Raw genomic sequence first — 20,066 nt, 5'->3', positions numbered from 1 at the left:
GGCCGCGTTACCTGATGCGATGCTGTCGCAAAAATGGCGGCCATTATAATGGAAAAAGCCAGGCAGGATAAACATATCCGCGCCAAAGCACCGATTTCCTCTGTGCATTTGCCCCCCTGCCTGAGCCTGACAGATAATAGGGTATCTTAACCGGCCGCGAGGAGCGCGCGTGACACTGCGTATTGGCCTGCCCCAGTGGCAGCACTCACACTGGAAACGCTGGGGCATTGAAAGCCTGGCGGACTATGCCCGCTATTTCCATTGTGTGGAGGGAAACACCACGCTGTATGCGCTGCCGAATGCCGAAACGGTGATGCGCTGGCGCGACATGACGCATGAGGCATTTCGCTTCTGCTTTAAGTTTCCCAACACCATCAGCCATCAGGCGGCGCTGCAGCACAGCGACGATCTGCTGACCGATTTTCTGCGCCTGATGGAGCCACTGGCCGATCGCATCGGTCAGTACTGGCTGCAGCTGCCTGCCAGCTTCTCCCCGCCGCAGCTCGATGACCTGTGGCGTTTTCTCGACAGCCTGCCGCGCCGTTTTCACTACGGGGTGGAGGTGCGCCATCCCGCGTTCTTTGCCAAAGGCGAGGCTGAGCGGGCGCTGAACCGCGGCCTGCTGGCACGCGGCATCAATCGCGTGATGCTCGACAGCCGTCCGGTGCATGCTTCCACCTCACAGAGTCCGGCCGCGCTGGCCGCCCGGGCGCAGAAGCCGCGGGTGCCGCCCCACGCGCTGCGCACCGGTTCACAGCCGATGGTGCGCTTTATCGGCAGCGACAGCGTGGAAGAGAGCGTGCCGCTGTTTCAGATCTGGCGCAGCAAACTGGCCGAGTGGCAGCAGCAGGGTGACGCCATGCTGTTTCTGCACACGCCCGATATGGGCCAGGTTTTTCCACTGGTGCAGGCGCTGTGGCCGCAGCTGCAACAGATCGATCCGGCCATCGGTGACGGGCCAGACTGGCCGCAGCAGGCATCACTGTTTTAAACGCCATACGGGACAGCGCGCCGAACGCTGGATAGAATAGCCTCTCTTCTGAATGCGTACCGGAGTGACAATGATAAGCGCGTTATACGTGGTACTGGGTGCCTTACTGATCATGAAATTCACGCTGGACGTCGTGCGTTTCCGCCGTTTTTATCGCGTGGCGTATGGCGACGGCGGCTATCACGACCTGAAAATGGCGATCCGCATTCACGGTAACGCCATCGAAACCATTCCCCTGGCGCTGCTGCTGCTGGTCGTAATGGAGATGAACGGCGCGGATATCTGGATGGTGCACCTCACCGCGCTGCTGTTTTTCATCGGCCGGTTTCTGCACGCCTGGGGATTACGCAACAGCGCAATGACCGGCCGCAAATATGGCATGATGCTGACGCTGTTTTCCCTCTGCGGCATGGTTATTTTTAACCTGATCTATCTCCCCTGGGATCTGGTGCTGTCGCTCCATTAAGCGGGGCGGGGTTAAGGGGTGCAGCCTGCCCCACTTTCTGCCAGAATAGCGCCCTTTCCGTCGTCTCTTCGGATTTTCGATATGTCTGACCGCGATCAACTCTTCTCAGCGCCCATTGCAAAACTGGGCGACTGGACTTTTGACGAGCGCGTGGCTGAAGTCTTTCCTGACATGATTCAGCGCTCGGTGCCTGGCTACTCCAACATCATTTCGATGATTGGCATGCTGGCAGAACGTTTTGTTACCCCGCAGAGCCGGGTGTATGACCTGGGCTGCTCACTGGGCGCAGCCACCCTGTCGGTGCGCCGCAATATTCATGTGCCGGGTTGTGAGATCATCGCGGTGGATAACTCGCCCGCGATGGTGGAACGCTGCCGTCGTCATCTGGATGCCTTCCGCGCCGATACGCCGGTGACGGTGCTGGAAGCGGATATCCGCGATATTGAGATTGAGAACGCCTCGCTGGTGGTACTCAACTTCACGTTACAGTTTCTGGAGCCGCCTGCGCGCCTGGCGCTGCTGACGAAAATCTGGCAGGGACTGAAACCGGGTGGCGCGCTGGTGCTGTCTGAGAAGTTCAGTTTTGAAGATGCGGAAGTTGGTGAGCTGTTATTTAACATGCATCACGACTTCAAGCGCGCCAACGGGTACAGCGAACTGGAAATCAGCCAGAAGCGCAGCATGCTGGAAAACGTGATGCTGACCGACAGCGTTGAAGCCCACAAAGCCCGCCTGAAGCAGGCCGGTTTCCCGCACGCCGAACTCTGGTTCCAGTGCTTTAATTTTGGTTCACTGGTGGCGTTGAAATGATCGACTTTGGCCGTTTTTATCAGCAAATTGCGGTAGGCCCGCTGGCGAAGTGGCTGGAAGTATTACCGGCTCAAATCAGCGAATGGCAGCGGGAAAACCTGCACGGTCACTTCCGGGACTGGTACAAGTCGCTGGAGTATCTGCCGCTGCTCGCGCCCCAGAAGCTGGACCTGCTGCACAGCGTCACCGCCGACCGTGATGACATCAGCGATCGCCATCGTCAGGGCATTGAGAAATTACTGCGTAACCTCATGCCGTGGCGCAAAGGGCCTTACTCCCTCTATGGCACGCACATCAACACCGAGTGGCGATCTGACTGGAAGTGGGAGCGCGTATTGCCGCACATCTCCCCCCTGGCGGGCCGCACCGTGCTGGATGTGGGCTGTGGCAGCGGCTATCACATGTGGCGCATGATCGGTGCCGGTGCGCATCTGGTGGTCGGCATCGATCCGATGCAGCTCTTCCTGGTGCAGTTTGAAGCCGTGCGCAAGCTGCTCAATGACGATCGCCGGGCGCACATGCTGCCGCTGGGGATCGAGCAGTTACCGGCACTGCAGGCGTTTGATACCGTCTTCTCTATGGGCGTGCTCTATCATCGTCGCTCCCCGCTGGATCACCTGTTACAGCTCAAAAACCAGCTGGTCAGCGGCGGCGAGCTGGTGCTGGAAACGCTGGTGATTGAGGGCGATGTGAATCAGGTTCTGGTGCCCGGCGAGCGCTATGCCCAGATGCGCAACGTCTTCTTTATTCCGTCAGCCGAGGCCCTGAAGAGCTGGCTGGAAAAAAGCGGGTTTGTGGATGTGCGGATCGTTGATTTTGCCCGCACCACTACGGAAGAGCAGCGCCGGACCGACTGGATGACCAGCGAATCCCTGGCAGAGTTTCTCGACCCCGATGACGCCAGCAAAACGATTGAGGGCTACCCCGCTCCCCTGCGTGCCGTGCTGGTCGCCACTAAACCCTGACGTCTCAGCGGCGGGACAAGGCCAGTTTCGCCGCAAATCCAATAAACACGCAGCCGGTCAAACGATCCATCACCTTCAGCACCGCAGGTTTTTGCAGATGACCGGCGAAAAAGTGGCTGCCGCCAATCAGCACCGCATTCCAGACCAGCCCCAGCAGCATGTGAGCCAGCGCCATCAGGCTGCACCAGAGCGCCACTGACGCTCCGGCCGGAATGAACTGAGGCAGAAAGGTGACGTAAAAGACCCCCACTTTTGGATTCAGCAGGTTGCCCATCAATCCCCGACTGAAGCAGGCCAGATAGCCCTGCTGGCGAATCGCGGGCTGAGCTACAGCAGGCGACTGCTGGCGCGGGGTGACCAGCAACCTGACGCCGAGATAGCAGAGCCAGGCCGCGCCGAGCCATTTCAGCAGGTTATAGGCGATCTCAGACGCCATCAGCAGCGCCCCCAGCCCCAGCCCGACGGCGATCCCCCAGAGCAGACAACCCAGCGTCACACCCAGCGCTGTCGCCCAGGCGCGCTGCCAGCCCTGCGCGATGGCCGTTCGCAGCACCAGCGCGGTGTCAAACCCAGGCGTGAGCGTCAGAATGGTTATCGCAAACAGAAATGAAAAGAGCGTGGCGCTCATAATGATTCTCCGTTGTTTCTCCCGGTAAGGGGTGTTCAGGCAGCTTAACAGCCCTGACAGCGTAATGCGCGGGATCACCTGCCATGCCGGGCGGATTGTGCCAGGCTGGATCGGGTCGGGCTATTCATATTAAGGAGACGTGATTATGAGTAAATTTATTTTTTCATCACCCCGTAAATATGTGCAGGGCGCAGGTGTACTGGACGAGCTGGGAACGTTGCTGACTGAACTGGGCGATCAGGCTTTTCTGGTGGCGGATGAGGTTGTCTGGAAACTGATTGGTGAACGGACGCAACAGACGTTGCAGTCCGCGGGAGTGAAATTCAGCTGGCAGCAATTTAACGGCGAGGCCTCCAGCAATGAGATCACCCGTCTCAGTGCGCTGGCGAAGCGCCAGGGTTGTAACGTGATTGTCGGGCTGGGCGGCGGCAAAACGCTGGACACGGTTAAGGCAGTGGCGGACGAACTTCAGCAGCCGGTAGCCATCGTGCCGACCATTGCCTCTACCGATGCCCCCTGCAGCGCCCTGTCGGTCATCTACTCTGACAGTGGCGTATTTGAGAGCTATCGCTTCTACAGCAAAAACCCTGATTTGGTGCTGGTGGATACGGCTGTCTGCGCCAGTGCGCCTGCGCGACTCTTTGCCTCTGGCATTGCCGATGGGCTGGCCACCTGGGTTGAAGCGCAGGCCGTGGCGCATTCCCATGCGAAATCCATGGTCAACGGCGATCCGACCCTTGCCGGACTGGCGATTGCCCGTGCCTGCGAAGAAACACTGCTCAAGTGGGGTTACAGCGCCTATATCGCCGTGAGCGAAAAACGGGTCACGCCCGCCGTGGAAGCGGTGGTTGAGGCGAATACGCTGCTCTCAGGACTGGGCTTTGAAAACGGCGGGCTGGCAGCCGCTCACGCCATTCACAATGGTTTTACCGCCATTGATGGTGATATTCATCATCTGACCCACGGCGAAAAAGTTGCCTATGGCACACTGACGCAGATGGTGCTGGAGCAGCGTCCGGACGAGGAAATTGCGCGCTACATCCGTTTCTATCGCTCTATCAACATGCCGACCACGCTCCGCGAGATGCATCTTGAAAATGAAAGCTGGGAGAATCTGGTGAAAGTGGGCGCTCTGGCCAACAGTGAGGGGGATACGCTGAAAAACCTGAATCCTCATCTGTCACCGGAAGATATTGCCAACGCCCTGCTGGCGCTGGATGCCTTTAGTCAGACAGTGAAATAAGCCGCCAACGGGCGATGATCCGATCGCCCGTTACTCCTCCGCCGCAGGCTGATCCCAGTACTCATATTTATAGGCAGAACTGAGGTGGCGTTCGATGGTGCCGCGCGTGAAAATTTCGGTCTCATGCAGGTAGCTCAGGGTGCAGTTACCGACCTCATCCCATGACTGGCACTCGTCCACCGAGCGGATCGTGCTCAGCGGCGTGCTGGCCGTGCCGTTCAGACGCACTTCACGCCATTGCGGATCGTAGGTGTAGTTGTCCGTGCTGCGGGCGGAAGTGGTGCGTGTCACCAGTCCCTTTGGATTCCAGTGATAGTGAAACTCGCCGTTGGTCGTCGGGTCGCTGCCGCGCGCCACGCTCTTCTCCAGGCGCAACTGGCGATCATAGCGATAGGTCGTGTCGGTAAAACCGCTTTTTCCCATGCTGATAAATTTATCAGAGGCGCTGGTGATATTGCCATGCTCCCCTTTCTGCCAGTTAATCGTCCCCTGTCGGTTGTCGACCACGACTTCCTTGCCCTCTTTCAGCACTTTCACCAGCCAGGCATATTCCGCCACCCAGCCGCCCTGCACTCTGGCAATGTGCTGCTCCATACTGAGGATAACGTTGCGCTCATTTTTGTCATAGCTGACGTCAGCCACGGTCAGGTCGCCGCAGGCGTCAAACTGGCCCAGCACCCGCTTTTGAGAATTCACATCCTTACCAAATTCCCCCGCAATCACCTGCTTCACTGCGCCTTTGGCATTGCCGCCGAGCAGAATCAGGTTATTGCTGTTGGTGATGGTTGTGCTCTGCGGCCGGCATGCGCTGGCCGCCACGCTGCCACTGCACAGCGCAGTCAGCAACAGGATGAGAGCGGCACTCTGATTGCGATTCATAGGGTCAGTTCCGGGCAACGTTGCTGTAAGTGTAAACCCTGCCGTGAAAAAGAGCGGCAACCGGTGACGAATTGAAGCTGCCGCCCGGAGTTATACCTGAAGCGGTGCGGTGATGTAAGCGTAACGGATAGCGCGGCGGTTTGCGTGGCTCTCTGCGGTAAAAGTCCCGGATGGCAGTGAATAATTCATCTGAACGACGGCTGCGCATCGTGCGGGTGGTCTACCCGGCTGATAGGCTGTAAGGGATATGAAAACACGCTGAAGCGGCGGCACGTATTTTCCTCGTCCGGATTCAGCAGGGAAAGCGAGGGAGCCATTCCGTATCAAGCTGGATAGCAAGTATTGGGCTGAAAACCGTCAGACAGTTATTTTCAGGCTGTCGCTATAATCGCCTTTGGCAGGGCTCAACACTTTTGCGTTGCTTAACGGAATTATTTATATTTACCCCAGCTTTTTATCCATACCGGTACTGCCGTCTGTCTGTATTACTCATCATGTCGGGTTTATAACGAACGGAGAAAGGAATCATGGCGCGTAATATTGCCCCCGGATATTGTGTTGTGGAGAGACCCGGAACACTGGAATACCAGGCGCGAGAATTGTTCAGGGACGTTCAATCTCCAGCAGTCAGCCTGTTTATGAAACTTAATGCAGATACCCGCTATCTTAAGCCTGGGCAGATTCTGATTGTCGCTGATCCAGAGACACCCGCTCAAATCACCCTGCAAATGTTGCATTCACTCAGGCAGGCGAAAGACAAGACCAATAACGCCTTTACAGGGATTGATGGTGACGATGCCAGTTTTCTGCAAAAGCATTACGGTCTGATTGCCGCTTTGACTGGCGCGGGAGATAAGATTTTCAGCACAGCAGGCGATGCCGGTGAAAGATACTTCAGAGCCATTGAGCAAACTTTGACGAAAATTGAGGCCAGTTATCAGAATCAGTTCCGTTCGCAGGGAACGCTCATCAGCCAGCAGTTTTTCCTCGAGCGTAATCAGTTGCTAAACCAGCTTAGAGAACTGGTCAATAAGCCACTGTTAAAATCACTATCACGTTCTGTCGTTAAGTTCCGACAGTACGAAAATCTGAAGCGAGCCTTAAATCTTTCCAGTCGTTCAATCGTGCATGAGTGGTCAACGGTGGGCCTGGGCGGCATTCCCGGTTATTCATTCTATGTAGGCAATGCAGCCAGAGCGGCGCGATTCCTCAAATCCGGAGGATATATCGGAATAGGCTTTGCCTTTTTAGGAACCACAAACGAAGTCGCTAATGCCTGCAAGATTGGGCGAGAAGGTGAATGCAGTAAGATAGCATTTAAGGAATACGCTAAATTTGCCAGTGGTACATTTTCTGGCATGGCTGGAGGCACACTGGGTGCATCTGCTGGTATGGGCGTTTGCTTTGCAGTAGGTATAGTTACCGCTGGTGCCGGGGGGGTTGCCTGTGCTGCAGTGGGTTCGCTAGTCGGCGGGACCGCTGCAAGTGCAGTAAACGATTATTTTATGGATATGTGGTTACAATAATATGGAAAATAGGCTTTTTTATCTCGCTATGGGCTGTGCCCTTGTGCCTTTCTTTATTACCATTATACAGTTCGTGATCTTTTCCATTAACAAAGAGAAATATGAATCTTTGTTATCTTTTTACCATGATGCCAGGTTTGAATTACCACCCCTTTACAGGTTTTATGGGTCTATGGGTTTTTTGGGGTCGTTTGGTATGTCCTATTTCTTCTCAAGACTCAGAAAAGGAAAAAAGGTCATTTTTCAGCCCAGACAACACGTCGCTATTACCGAGCATCTGAAAGGCATGAACTACAACCTCACTGGATGGATTGATAATTACTATTACCTTTCACTCTTATCGCTGTTTTTGTATGCCGTTTTTTTAATAATTTCTTTAGTGAAAGCTATCATCACACAATTCTGAAACCCGCCTTTATCAGACGCAAAAAGAGCCAGAAAGTCATACGTGTAATACATAGTCCTGGCCTTACTTGTACAGACTATCCAGCCAGAGACAGGTAGTGCGTTTTAAAGAAACCTCAGGCTTTTACAAAGCCTGAGCCGACGCTAATTTGATCCTAAACCTTAATTTCAGACAAAAAGAACCCCAGCAAGCATACTGGGGTTTGGTACTTGCAAACACCACGTCAATGATCGGCGTGCTGCGCGGCAAAATCTGTTGTAGCTCAGGCGACCCGGACGCTGCTCATCTGCATCACGCTTTTCATCGCCTCAACCACATCGCCGTCGACGCAGTAGCGGCTGAACTCGTCGGTTTCGGCTTCTGAACACATAGAAACACCCGCTTTGCGGTAGCGCATCGGCGAGGCCATCAGGCGGCTGGCCGAGCTGTGAACTTCGCGAATGCCCATATCGAGAAACTTTTGCAGGTTGCTGAGACGAACCCCGGCACCCGCCATAATAGTAGGACCCTTGCTGGTCTCATTAAGTTCCCGGAGTAATGCAATTCCGTTTTCGGCGCTTTGCTGCTGCCCGGAGGTCAGAATCCGTGCCACCCCCAGATCGGTTAATGTTTCCAGGGCGCGCTTAGGGCTGTGACAGAGATCGAAGGCCCGATGAAAGGTGACGCTCAGGCCATCACACAGCGCCATAATCTGACGCATCTGCCCCTGATGAATATGGGCATCTTCATCCAGCATACCAATCACCAGCCCCGGGAAACCGAGTTCACGGATCAGCGCCACGTCCGATTTCATCGCTTCAAATTCACGTGCGGTGTAACAAAAATCGCCCCCGCGTGGCCGGACAATAGGATGAACCGGAATCGAAACCGCCTGACGGGCCACCTTCAGCATCCCCGCAGACGGGGTCAGACCGCCTTCGCGCGGGGCGGCACAGAGTTCAACCCGATCGGCACCCGCCTGTTGTGCGGTCACGGCGCAGTCCACGCCATAGCAGCAAATTTCCAGTGTGGTCATTCTCTTCTCCTTTACATGACTCTGGTTCAAGGCAGATTCATCAGTTAGTCTGGCTGCTGGAATGAGTTTACCGGGAAAGTTAACTATGGCATTCAATTTCGACCAACGGATAGACCGCCGTCACAGCGATAGTCTCAAATGGAACAAATATGCGGACCAGGACATTCTGCCGTTGTGGGTCGCGGATACCGATTTCCGATCGCCGGATTGCATCATCAACGCGATAAAAGCCCGTGCCGAACATGGGATTTTTGGTTACGGCGACACGCCCGTTGAGTTTATCGACAGCGCGATCGCCTGGCTTGCCTCACGCTATCAGTGGCACGTAAATCCGGAGTGGATTGTGGTACTGCCCGGCGTGGTGAGCGGGCTGAACCTGGCTGTCCGTGCCTTTACGGCCTCAGACGAACGCACGATAGCGCCGACCCCGATTTATCCCCCGTTTCGCGGGGCGTCAAAGCTGGCGGAGCGCACTCAGCTGAATCTGCCGCTGACCCTGAACGCGGGACGCTGGCTGCTCGATCTGACGGCAGCTGAGGGTGAGATGACGGGCAGCGAGCGGCTGTTAATGCTCTGCAATCCGCAGAATCCGGGCGGCACCGTCTATCGCCGGGATGAACTGCTGGCGCAGCTCGCCTTTGCGCAGAAGCACGATTTGATTGTCTGCTCTGACGAGATCCACAGCGATCTGCTGCTGGAGCCGGGTGTTCAGCACATCCCGTTTGCCAGCCTGAGCGAAGACGCCGCGCAGCGCAGCGTAACCCTGATGTCGCCGTCCAAAACCTTTAATATTGCCGGGCTTGGCGCATCCATCGCCATTATTCCGAATCCCGAACTGCGCGCGCGTTTTACGCGGTTGCGGCGCGGCATTGTGCCTGATGTCGATATTCTGGCGATTACGGCAGCGGCGGCGGCGTGGCGCGAGGGTGAATCCTGGCTGGACGCGCAGAACCTCTACCTGCGCAGCAACCGCGACTGGCTGGTGTCGCAGGTCAATAAAATGACCGGTCTGTCACTCGCCGCGCCGGAAGCCACCTACCTGGCCTGGATCGACGCCAGTGAACTGGGCGTCGCCAGCCCGGCGCTCTACTTCGAAAAACACGGTCTGGGCTTAACCGCAGGCCGGGAATTTGGCAATGACCAGTTTGTCCGGCTCAATTTCGGCTGCACGCGCGCGCTGCTTGACGAGGCGGTCGCCCGCCTGAAACGCGCGGTCGCCGCCCGGATTTAGTTCTGCTCGCTGGCGACAATCTCTTCCAGTCGCCACGGATGAAACTTGATTGTCGTCTGTCCATCCGTCACCGCCAGCGTCGGATTGGGCAGACGCTCATTCTCTCCCTTCGGCGCGCTGGTTTTAAACGAAATGCCCGGTTGCGTCAGTGCCGGGTCAGAGAGCAAGGCCATTGCGCGCATGCCCAGCGACTCCGGATCGCCGCGTAACACGATCTCAACGTGTTCCCAGCCTTCATGGCGATAACGCTTTTCACCCGGCCACGGCAGTTCCACCACATCAATCTGACACCCTGCCACGGTTAAGGGTTGATCGAGCTTAAACAGACAAATCGGTCGCCCGTTGATGACGGCGGAGGAAAATTCTGTGCCCATCTGCTGCAGACCCTGCTGCCAGCGTGCCGCCGTGGTGTCCTGATGACAGCGCACCGCAATATGGTCGATTTCGTGATCACAAAGAGACAAACCCAGGCGCTGCGCAAAGTTTTGCAACGATTCTTCAAAACGCTCTAGATCTGACTTTAAATCATCCAATTCTGCCGGAAAAGTATGCTTCACAACCCTTATTCCTCTCTCTTTATTTAACTTTTGTGACCAGTCTGCTTTATTGTGCGCCGGGAGTTAAGCGTAATAAATGATAAGATTCATCTTATTTGACCGGAAATTTAACGCAAAACCGCATAATAACATCTTTCATTTCGGATTTATCTCCTGTTTAGGACCATGAGTTCCTTGATGAAGTTATATTAAATACATGATTAAATTAGACTTCTTTATTACAATAAGATAACTCTCATTTCAACATCAATCAATTGCAGCTCTCCCTGCCTTCCTATAAATTTGACCTAACACAACCAAAAGGAATGGCTCTATGTCTATGCTCATCGTTGTCGCTGTCCTGATCGCACTGATGGGATTTGCAATTTCCCGCCACTGGAAGGTGCGTGAAGATAAAAGCGTTAAGAACCCTCGCCGTCATCTGAGACGTCGTTAATGCCTCCGGGAAACATCTTCTCTGGCTCTGTTTCCCCGCTTCATCCAGCTACTGACGCCCACTGACATTTCACGTATACTTTCCCCCTCATTTTTTTCCGTTTTGTCTGCCTCATCCGTTTCTGCCCGTCCGTGACGCGATGCTGTCAGGCAAGATGATGACAGTCCGGCTTAGCAGGCTCGGGCGTTGTTCAGCTTATGAAGGTAACTCGGTGAATATTCAGGCACTTCTTTCCGCAAAAGTCAGTCAGGCAATGGTTTTAGCCGGCGCACCCGCCGATTGCGAACCGCAGGTTCGTCAGTCCGCCAGGGTCCAGTTTGGAGACTATCAGGCCAACGGTATTATGGCCGTGGCGAAAAAGCTGGGACAGGCTCCGCGACAATTAGCGGAAGCGGTGATCCAGCATCTCGACCTGACCGGCATCGCCAGCAAAGTCGAAATCGCCGGACCGGGCTTCATCAATATTTTCCTTGATCACGCCTGGCTGGCGAAGCATGCCCGTGAAGCCCTGAGTCTGCCGCGTCTGGGCGTGCAGCTGGCTGAGCCTCAGACGATCGTGGTCGACTACTCTGCGCCTAACGTCGCCAAAGAGATGCACGTGGGCCACGTCCGTTCCACCATCATTGGTGATGCCGCCGTTCGTACGCTGGCGTTTCTCGGCCATCGGGTGATCCGTGCGAACCACGTCGGCGACTGGGGCACTCAGTTCGGCATGCTGATCGCGTTCCTGGAAAAGCAGCAGAACGAGAACCACGCAGAGATGGCGCTGGCCGATCTCGAAGCCTTCTACCGTGAAGCCAAGCGCACCTATGACGAAGATCCTGAGTTTGCTGAGCGCGCACGCAGCTACGTGGTGAAATTACAGGGTGGCGATCCTTACTGCCGTGAGATGTGGAAGAAGCTGGTCGACATCACGATGAGTCAGAACCAGAAGATTTATGACCGCATGAACGTCACCCTGACCCGCGACGATGTGATGGGTGAGAGTCTTTACAACGATATGCTGCCTGGCATCGTGGCTGACCTGAAACAGAAAGGGTTAGCCGTCGAGAGTGAAGGCGCGACCGTGGTGTTCCTGGATGAGTTCCAGAACAAAGAAGGTGAGCCGATGGGCGTCATCATCCAGAAGAAGGATGGTGGCTACCTCTACACCACGACCGATATCGCCTGTGCGAAATATCGTTATGAGACCCTGAAAGCTGACCGTGTTCTTTACTACATTGACTCCCGTCAGCATCAGCACCTGGTGCAGGCCTGGACTATCGTGCGTAAAGCCGGTTATGTTCCGGAGTCGGTGCCGCTCGAACACCATGCCTTTGGCATGATGCTGGGCAAAGATGGCCGTCCGTTCAAAACCCGCAGCGGTGGCACCATCAAGCTTTCCGACCTTCTGGATGAAGCTTATCAGCGTGCTTACACGCTGGTGCGCGAGAAGAACCCGGAGATGAGCGAAGCGGAAGTCAAAACGCTGGCGGAAGTGGTCGGGATCAGTGCGGTGAAATATGCCGATCTTTCCAAGAGCCGCACCACCGACTACATCTTCGACTGGGACAACATGCTGGCCTTCGAGGGTAACACGGCGCCCTACATGCAGTATGCCTACACTCGCGTACTCTCGGTGTTCCGCAAGGCGGGTATTGATGCCGATTCGCTGGATGCAGAGATTGTCATCAGCGAAGAGCGCGAAGCCCAGCTGGCGACCCGCCTGCTGCAGTTCGAAGAGATCATCACTCAGGTTGCCCGTGACGGCACTCCCCATGTGATGTGTGCCTATCTCTACGATCTGGCCGGTCTTTTCTCCGGCTTCTACGAGCACTGTCCGATCCTGACGGCAGAGTCAGAGTCAACCCGCCTGAGCCGGCTGCAGCTGGCTGCGCTGACTGCGAAGACGCTGAAGCAGGGTCTGGATACGCTGGGCATCGACACCGTCGAGCGCATGTAATCGTCGCGACGGAGAGGGCCTTCCCTCTCCGTCGCTGACCGCTCCTGCCCTATTCCCCCTTCTCTGAGTGGCAGAACGATCTCATGTCTGTAGCAGCGCATCTCATCAGCCGTCACCTTCCTGCGGTAAAGCAGTTGCAATGCTTTCTGGCGGTCGTGCATGAGCTTAACTTTCGCCGGGCCGCCGAACGCCTGAGAATGACGCAGCCTCCCCTGACCCGCCAGATTCAGAGTCTGGAAGATCTGCTGGGGCAGCCCCTCTTCAGCCGGACGCCCCATGAGGTGACGCTCACCGAAGCCGGGCAGGCCCTGGTTGCTAAAGCGGAAGCGATCCTCATCGCCCTCGAAGCCTTAACCCAGGATGCGGGCCCTGTTGCCTCGCGCCTGCGTATCGGCGTAACCCGAACGCTGAACTTTGAAGCTATCACGCCGCTTAACCAGCAGCTCGTGGCACTGCATGCCAGTGACGAGATGGAGATGCCCAGCCTGACCTCCGCGCAGCTGCTGCAGAACCTGGCCCGTAACACGCTCGATTTAATCCTCACCGGAGAAAAAGGCGCGGAGGCTGATGAGGCCGTCCACTACGCCTGGGTTTACCGCGAGCCGCTGCTGGTCGTCCTGCCCGCCTCCCATCCTGCCGCCCGGGCGGAACAGGTTTCGCCTGAGGCCGTGGCTGACCTGCCCCTGTTCTGGTTTGCGCGCAGTGCCAATCCGCTGTTCTACGACAAATGTGAGCGCTACTTCGCCACGCTCCGCGTAGCGCTGAAACGGCAGCGGGAGCCGGAAGATTCACTGCTGATGCTGTCCCATATCGCCAGAGGCAAGGGTTTCGCCCTGATGCCCCAGTCAAAATGTACCTTCAATCAGGCCGGACTCTGCTACCGGCCGCTGAGCGAACGCGCGGCCCGGCACCTGGCAATTGATGTGTATGCCGCTATCCGTGCCGATGAAAAAAACGAGGCGGTTCTCGCAGCGCTGGAAAAATTATCCCCTCAAAAGTAAGCCATCCCTTAAAAACAGCCGCACTTCATCGGCGAAAATATATTTACGCTGCTCTCAAAACGAAGCGTTAATTTCCCATTTCCGCCGTTTTCAGTTGTGCAATTAATAACCTCCTCCGTCGCTTATCCGCTTATTTATTCACCTGCCTGATACCTTTCTGGTATTGCCAGAACAGCAATTCATGGCTGCCGGCGTGAGTGAAACAATGGCGGCTCACTCACGAGGAGAGACAATGAAAACACGCACGTTATCTCAGGGGCTGGAGGTCAGCGCGATCGGTTATGGCGCAATGGGGCTGAGCGAGTTTTATGGTCAGACCGACGACCGCCACTCACTGCAGCTGCTTAACCAGCTACGCGAAACCGGCATCACCTTTATCGACACCGCCGATCTTTATGGCCGCGGCCACAACGAGCAGTTGATCGGACAGTTTCTCGCCGGGCTGAGACAGGCCGACCGGCAGACATTTACCGTCGCCACCAAATGTGGCATCGCCCGGCCAGCGGATGAGGCCTATGCCCGCACCATCAATAATGAGCCGGACTACATTATCCGCAGCTGCCACGCGTCGCTGAAACGGCTGGGCGTTGAGCGCATCGACCTGTTCTATTTGCATCGTATCAGTCCGGCGACACCGATTGAGGAGAGCATGGCGTGCCTCAGCAGTCTGGTGCAGCAGGGCAAGATTGCACAGATTGGATTGTGCGAAGCCTCCGCCGCCACGCTGAAGCGGGCGCATGCCATGCATCCTCTGGCGGCATTACAGACGGAGTATTCACTCTGGACGCGGGACATTGAGGCGGCGATCCTGCCAATGGTGAAACAGCTCGGCATCGGACTGGTGCCCTACTCGCCGCTGGGCAGAGGTTTTCTTACCGGTAAATACCGTAACAACAGCGATTTTACTGAAGGCGACTTCCGCAAAAATAATGACCGCTTCCAGCAACAAAATCTCGACCACAATCTCAGCCTTCTTAACGCGATCGCGCCGCTGGCTGAGAAATATGACGCCACCAGCGGGCAGATTGCGCTGGCGTGGTTACTGGCTCAGTATGAAAAAGTGGTGCCGATCCCGGGTACGAAGCAGCTCGTCTGGCTCCATGAAAATGCCGGGGCCGCAGAGATTGAACTGGAAGAGGCCGATGTCCGGCTGCTGAATGGCCTGCATCAGCAGATCGAAGTCAAAGGTGGCCGCTACTCTGAAGAGGGAATGAAGGGGGTAAATGGCTGACCCTGATTAGCACTTGCGCACTGTGCAACGGTGCGCTAAGCTGATTTCAACATGATACAGGGAGGTCATGATGTGGCAACGTTAAGGAACATCGACAGTTTCAGGGATGAATGGCTCAGGGACTTTTTTTTATATGGGAAACATTCCGGAAAAATCCCGATGACACTCTCATCAGCCCTGGCCAGAAAGCTCGATATTATTAATGCCGCGGTAAACTATCAGGATCTGAGATCACCACCAGGCAATCGTTATGAGGAGCTGAACCCACCCCTGAAAGGATATGCAGCAATCAGAGTCAATGAGCAATACCGGCTGATTTTCAAATGGATCGACGGTAAGGCTGTTGATCTCTATCTGGACCCGCATAGCTACAAAAGACACAAATGATAATCACCAGACATCCTGATGTCGGACGCTGCCACCCTGCCGGCAGCATTATCAGACGCTGAAAGAGATGAAGAGAGCAACGATATGAATCAGGCGACCCGAAAACCGACCACTGTTGGCGACGTGTTACTTTACGAATACCTGGAGCCAGCTGGCCTGAAAATTCTTGATTTAGCAGAGATGCTGAAGGTACACCGTAACACCGTTAGCGCTCTGGTGAACAATAACAGGAAGCTGACACCGGATATGGCTTTCAGACTGGCTGCGGCCTTTGAGACCAGTGTGGAGTTCTGGCTTAACCTGCAGAACAGTGTTGATGTCTGGGAAGTGATGCACGATGCACGCGCTCAGGAGGAGATCAGTCGCGTAACCCCGCTGAAGACGTTTCTGGCGCAGAAAGAGAATCAGGTGGCGTGAAAGTGAAGAACGTTGCCCTGACGGCGCGTTTACAGGCAAATCTTTCAACGGACACCAGGGCCGCGCTGAGCGCGCCCTGATATCACATCTCCCGGACCTCAGGCTTCTTTCAGGCTCTCCGGTAACCGCCCTACTCGTAGTTGACCATCACTTCGCTGCTGACCACCCGCAAACCTGGCGGCAGCGCCCCGCTTCCGGCAAAACCAAACACCATATGCAGCGGTTCATCGGCACTCAGATGGGCCAGCCCGCGCGTCACCCCGCTGGCCCCCTCCAGCGTTGCGCAGCGCTGCACGCCGCAGAGCCGCACCTCCAGACCGGAAGGTGCCGGCCGGCTCAGCTCATAACGCCAGCTGATTACGCTGACCTCACCGCCGACACCGATGGGGGGCGTCAGCGGCTGCGACCGCATCCAGCTGCCCCGGTTTGCCAGCGGTGGCCCGCTGGCACTGCCACTCCAGGCCCCGCCGGCCGCCTGTGCCATCAGCGGCAGCAGCAACAGTATAGCGATTGGCCAGCGCATTATTTGCCTCCGATAGTGGCGGTCATGCGGATCTGACGGTTGTCGCTCAGCTCCAGATTTGAAATTACCACCAGCTGTGGCAGGTTGCGGCGCAGGAAACGCGCCAGCAGCGCACGCAGCGGATGATTGACCAGCAGCACCGGTGGTGCGCCCAGCATCTCCTGACGCTGCAACGCCGCCTGTGCCTGGCTTAACAGCCGATCGGCCAGCCCCGGCTCCAGCCCGCCGCCGCCCTGCAGGGCCTGCAGCAACAGACGCTCCAGCGTCGAGTCCAGCCCGATCACCTGCACCTCATCATTACCCGGGAACCACTGCTGGGTAATCGCACGGCCCAGCGCCACACGAACGACGCTGGTCAGCTCCTGCGGATCGCTCTGCACCGGCGCATGCTCCGCCAGCGTCTCAATGATGGTTCGCATATCGCGAATCGACACCCGCTCAACCAGCAGGTTCTGCAACACTTTATGCAGTGTCGTCAGCGTGATCACACCCGGCACCAGATCCTCGGTCAGCTTCGGCATCTCCTGCGTCACCCGATCCAGCAACTGCTGCGCCTCCTGACGACCAAACAGCTCGCTGGCGTACTGACCAATCAGGTGATTAAGATGGGTCGCGACGACGGTACTGGCTTCCACTACGGTAAAGCCCTGAATCTGCGCCTGCTCTTTCAGCGCGCTGTCAATCCAGACCGCCGCCAGGCCAAAGGCGGGATCGACTGTGGCTTCACCCGGCAGCGAGCCAGCCGCCGTGCCTGGGTTGATCGCCATCCAGCGGCCAGGGTACGCATCCCCGCTGCCAATCTCCACCCCTTTCATCAGAATGCGGTAGCGTGCAGGCGGCAGCTCCATATTGTCGCGAATGTGCACGACCGGCGGCAGGAAACCCACATCCTGAGCGACCTTCTTACGGATACTGCGGATACGCCCCAGCAGCTCGCCATTTTGCTGATGATCGACCATCGGAATCAGGCGGTAGCCCACTTCCATGCCCAGCGTGTCTTCCAGCTGCACATCGGTCCAGGAGGCTTCCGTGGTGGCAGGCGTGTCCGCCGCCGCCTTGTTACTGATGCTGCCTGCACTGTCCACTTTCTTCTTCGGCTGCATTTCGCGGCCGCGCAGCCACCAGGCCAGACCCAGTAAGGCCGCAGTAAACAGCAGGAAGACAAAGTTAGGCATGCCCGGCACCAGGCCCAGCAGACCGATCACCCCGGCGCTGAGCATCAGCACGCGCGGATCTTTGAACAGCTGGGTGACCATCTGCTCGCCCACATCCTGATCGGTGGCAACGCGCGTAACGATAACACCGGCCGCGGTGGAGATAACCAGCGCCGGGATCTGAGCGACCAGACCATCACCGATGGTCAGCAGGGTATAGGTTTCTGCGGCATGACCCACATCCATACCGTGCTGCACCACGCCGACCAGCAGGCCGCCGATGACGTTAATCACCATGATCATGATGCCTGCGATGGCATCCCCGCGAACGAACTTACTGGCACCGTCCATCGAGCCATAAAAGTCCGCTTCCTGGGTCACCTCTGCACGGCGACGCTTGGCCTCATCTTCGCCGATCAGACCGGCGTTGAGGTCGGCATCGATTGCCATCTGCTTACCGGGCATCCCGTCCAGCACAAAGCGCGCGCCAACTTCCGCGATACGCCCGGCACCCTTGGTGATAACCATGAAGTTGATGATGACGAGGATGATAAACACCACAATACCGATGGCGAAGTTGCCACCCACCAGGAAGTGGCCGAACGCTTCCACCACCTGCCCCGCCGCCGCGGCACCCGTGTGTCCTTCCATCAGGATGATACGGGTCGACGCGACGTTGAGCGCCAGGCGCAGCAGCGTAGAGAAGAGCAGGATGGTCGGGAATGCCGCAAACTCCAGGGTCCGCTGGGTGAACATCGACACCAGCAGGATCATGATTGACAGCGCAATGTTAAAGGTAAACAGCAGATCGAGGATGAATGGCGGTAAAGGCAGCACCATCATCGACAGGATCATCAGGATCAGCACCGGACCTGCCAGCACCTGCCACTGCATCTCTTTAAAGTTGCCCGGTAAACGTAGTTTTGCGGCCAGGTTGTTAGCCATCGTTTTTGCTCTCTCCTGCAAAGTCCATCTCTGCCGGAACCGGCAGGTTTTTTGGTTTGGCTGGGATCAGGCCGCCTTCACGCTTCCAGCGGCGTGACTGCCAGACCCATGCCAGTACCTCTGCCACGGCAGCATAAAGCGCGCCGGGGATGTGCTGACCAATCTCAGTGTGTCGATACAAAGCACGCGCCAGCGGCGGTGCTTCCAGAACCGGGATGCGGTGCTCCGCGCCCAGTTCACGAATTCTCAGGGCTATCTCGCCTGCGCCTTTGGCGACGACTTTTGGCGCACTCATCTTCTTCTCGTTGTACTGCAGCGCCACCGAGTAGTGCGTCGGGTTGGTGACGATAACGTCAGCTTTCGGCACATCCGCCATCATGCGGCGGCGCGCGGCGGCGCGCATCTGCTGGCGGATACGCCCCTTAACGTGCGGGTCACCCTCCTGCTGCTTGTGCTCGTCGCGGATCTCCTGCATCGACATCTTCAGCTTTTTGAAGTGGCTGTAGAGTTGCCAGAAGACGTCATACCCCACCATCGGCACCAGCCCCAGCATCACCAGCGAACAGCAGACGGCGATCATCTCCATGCCGTGGATCAGCGCGTTAATCGGGGCTTCGCTGATCAGCCGCAGCATCTCCGGCCAGTGGCTCCAGATGTACCACCAGCCCACGGCACCGACGAGAATGGTTTTGAGCACGCCTTTAAACAGTTCGGTCCAGGCCTGAGCGGCAAACATCCGCTTGAAACCGGCCATCGGACTCAGTTTTTTCAGGTCGAACTTGATCGATTTGCCGCTGAACACGATACCGCCCAGCAGCATGGGGGCGGCAATCGCCACCAGCACCAGCCCGCCCATCAGGGGCAGCAGCGCCATCAGCGCCTGCGTGATCAGTCCGCCGATGTGGCTGACAATGATTTTGTCATCTCTGACCATGCCATGATCAAAGCGGAGGCCGGTGGCGACCATCGCGGCCAGCCGGTGCGCCATCATGTTGCCGCCTACCCACAGGATCATGATGCCGGCCAGCAGCATCAGTAATGACGTCAGTTCGCGCGAACGCGGAATCTGGCCCTCTTCACGCGCTTTCTCAAGTCGGTGGGCCGTGGGCGATTCTGTTTTGTCTTCGTCGCTTTCTTCAGCCACGACAAACCTCAGCTGGCAGGAATTCTGAGCATAGGATGCCAAATCTGGCTTAAGTCAAAGCGGAGATAAGATGGGGAAAAAGGGCGTTCTTTCGGGGATGAATCTGGCAATGGGGAACGGGGCCACCGGAGGGTGACCCTGTTTCAGGGGAGTACAGCGCTGTTGCCCG

The 20,066-nt window shown here is 56.7% G+C and carries 20 protein-coding genes; 13 read left to right on the top strand and 7 right to left on the bottom strand.

From position 1 onward, the window contains the following. Positions 1–169: 169 nt before the first annotated feature. From OXR04_RS02540 to cmoB, 4 genes are all read left to right on the top strand, one after another. Entirely contained in the window at positions 170–991 is an 822-nt protein-coding gene (locus OXR04_RS02540; protein ID WP_009089716.1) for a DUF72 domain-containing protein, read from the top strand. A 70-nt stretch (positions 992–1,061) separates the two neighbouring features. Then, on the top strand, positions 1,062–1,457 hold the full coding sequence (locus OXR04_RS02535; RefSeq protein ID WP_009089714.1) for an MAPEG family protein: 396 nt from the start codon (positions 1,062–1,064) through the stop codon (positions 1,455–1,457). Between the two features lie 81 nt (positions 1,458–1,538). After that, positions 1,539–2,267, top strand: coding sequence for a carboxy-S-adenosyl-L-methionine synthase CmoA (gene cmoA, locus OXR04_RS02530; RefSeq protein WP_009089712.1), 729 nt, complete (start codon positions 1,539–1,541; stop codon positions 2,265–2,267). Continuing rightward, positions 2,264–3,232, top strand: a complete 969-nt coding sequence (gene cmoB / locus OXR04_RS02525) for a tRNA 5-methoxyuridine(34)/uridine 5-oxyacetic acid(34) synthase CmoB (RefSeq protein WP_058957334.1) — start codon at positions 2,264–2,266, stop codon at positions 3,230–3,232. The genes cmoA and cmoB overlap by 4 nt, the downstream gene beginning before the upstream one ends. A gap of 4 nt (positions 3,233–3,236) precedes the next feature. Here the strand turns inward: cmoB and OXR04_RS02520 are convergent, their stop codons facing one another. Next, on the bottom strand, positions 3,237–3,860 hold the full coding sequence (locus tag OXR04_RS02520; RefSeq protein WP_267369179.1) for a LysE family translocator: 624 nt from the start codon (positions 3,858–3,860) through the stop codon (positions 3,237–3,239). Between the two features lie 145 nt (positions 3,861–4,005). Here OXR04_RS02520 and OXR04_RS02515 point away from each other — a divergent pair, with 145 nt between their 5' ends. After that, complete coding sequence (locus OXR04_RS02515) at positions 4,006–5,103, top strand: glycerol dehydrogenase (RefSeq protein ID WP_267369178.1); 1,098 nt, start codon at positions 4,006–4,008, stop codon at positions 5,101–5,103. Between the two features lie 30 nt (positions 5,104–5,133). Here OXR04_RS02515 and OXR04_RS02510 read toward each other — a convergent pair whose 3' ends face one another. Beyond that, positions 5,134–5,982: a hypothetical protein gene (locus tag OXR04_RS02510; RefSeq protein WP_154928298.1), complete on the bottom strand. Its 849-nt coding sequence runs from the start codon at positions 5,980–5,982 to the stop codon at positions 5,134–5,136. A 527-nt stretch (positions 5,983–6,509) separates the two neighbouring features. Here OXR04_RS02510 and OXR04_RS02505 point away from each other — a divergent pair. Continuing rightward, entirely contained in the window at positions 6,510–7,508 is a 999-nt protein-coding gene (locus OXR04_RS02505; RefSeq protein WP_046101997.1) for a hypothetical protein, read from the top strand. A 668-nt stretch (positions 7,509–8,176) separates the two neighbouring features. Here OXR04_RS02505 and cutC read toward each other — a convergent pair. Next, entirely contained in the window at positions 8,177–8,929 is a 753-nt protein-coding gene (cutC, locus tag OXR04_RS02500; protein ID WP_267369177.1) for a copper homeostasis protein CutC, read from the bottom strand. Positions 8,930–9,014: 85 nt separating this feature from the next. Here cutC and OXR04_RS02495 point away from each other — a divergent pair, with 85 nt between their 5' ends. Continuing rightward, positions 9,015–10,160, top strand: a complete 1,146-nt coding sequence (locus tag OXR04_RS02495) for a PatB family C-S lyase (RefSeq protein ID WP_150029844.1) — start codon at positions 9,015–9,017, stop codon at positions 10,158–10,160. On the opposite strand, the gene OXR04_RS02490 is transcribed toward OXR04_RS02495, so the two are convergent. Next, a complete protein-coding gene (locus OXR04_RS02490; RefSeq protein WP_267369176.1) occupies positions 10,157–10,717 on the bottom strand; it encodes a VOC family protein in 561 nt (186 codons plus the stop codon). The genes OXR04_RS02495 and OXR04_RS02490 overlap by 4 nt on opposite strands. 313 nt (positions 10,718–11,030) lie before the next feature. Here OXR04_RS02490 and OXR04_RS02485 point away from each other — a divergent pair, with 313 nt between their 5' ends. The 6 genes from OXR04_RS02485 (at position 11,031) to OXR04_RS02460 (ending at position 16,131) form a co-directional block, all read left to right on the top strand. Continuing rightward, positions 11,031–11,153, top strand: a complete 123-nt coding sequence (locus OXR04_RS02485) for a hypothetical protein (protein WP_009089698.1) — start codon at positions 11,031–11,033, stop codon at positions 11,151–11,153. Between the two features lie 211 nt (positions 11,154–11,364). Continuing rightward, complete coding sequence (argS, locus tag OXR04_RS02480; protein WP_267369175.1) at positions 11,365–13,095, top strand: arginine--tRNA ligase; 1,731 nt, start codon at positions 11,365–11,367, stop codon at positions 13,093–13,095. Between the two features lie 83 nt (positions 13,096–13,178). Continuing rightward, positions 13,179–14,096: a LysR substrate-binding domain-containing protein gene (locus tag OXR04_RS02475; protein ID WP_267369174.1), complete on the top strand. Its 918-nt coding sequence runs from the start codon at positions 13,179–13,181 to the stop codon at positions 14,094–14,096. 232 nt (positions 14,097–14,328) lie between these two features. Continuing rightward, the gene (locus OXR04_RS02470) at positions 14,329–15,327 is read left to right on the top strand and encodes an aldo/keto reductase (protein ID WP_267369173.1); all 999 of its coding nucleotides are present in this window, start codon (positions 14,329–14,331) and stop codon (positions 15,325–15,327) included. A 51-nt stretch (positions 15,328–15,378) separates the two neighbouring features. After that, a complete protein-coding gene (locus tag OXR04_RS02465) occupies positions 15,379–15,714 on the top strand; it encodes a type II toxin-antitoxin system RelE/ParE family toxin (RefSeq protein WP_072052719.1) in 336 nt (111 codons plus the stop codon). 84 nt (positions 15,715–15,798) lie between these two features. Beyond that, complete coding sequence (locus OXR04_RS02460; RefSeq protein WP_046102057.1) at positions 15,799–16,131, top strand: HigA family addiction module antitoxin; 333 nt, start codon at positions 15,799–15,801, stop codon at positions 16,129–16,131. A gap of 130 nt (positions 16,132–16,261) precedes the next feature. Here the strand turns inward: OXR04_RS02460 and OXR04_RS02455 are convergent, their stop codons facing one another. Genes OXR04_RS02455 through flhB form a run of 3 tightly spaced genes read right to left on the bottom strand, consistent with a single transcriptional unit; the run spans position 16,262 to position 19,897 of the window. Then, positions 16,262–16,654: a flagellar protein FlhE gene (locus tag OXR04_RS02455; protein WP_267369172.1), complete on the bottom strand. Its 393-nt coding sequence runs from the start codon at positions 16,652–16,654 to the stop codon at positions 16,262–16,264. Next, positions 16,654–18,753 carry a flagellar biosynthesis protein FlhA gene (flhA, locus tag OXR04_RS02450; RefSeq protein WP_046102007.1) on the bottom strand — a complete coding sequence of 700 codons (2,100 nt, stop codon included), beginning with the start codon at positions 18,751–18,753 and terminating at the stop codon, positions 16,654–16,656. Before flhA ends, OXR04_RS02455 begins: the two co-directional genes overlap by 1 nt. Continuing rightward, complete coding sequence (gene flhB, locus OXR04_RS02445; protein ID WP_046102008.1) at positions 18,746–19,897, bottom strand: flagellar biosynthesis protein FlhB; 1,152 nt, start codon at positions 19,895–19,897, stop codon at positions 18,746–18,748. The genes flhA and flhB overlap by 8 nt, the downstream gene beginning before the upstream one ends. Between the last annotated feature and the right edge of the window lie 169 nt (positions 19,898–20,066).

Source organism: Pantoea sp. GM_Pan_3 (genome assembly GCF_026541045.1).
Lineage (GTDB): Bacteria > Pseudomonadota > Gammaproteobacteria > Enterobacterales > Enterobacteriaceae > Pantoea > Pantoea anthophila.
This window is presented reverse-complemented; position numbering and strand designations above follow the sequence as displayed.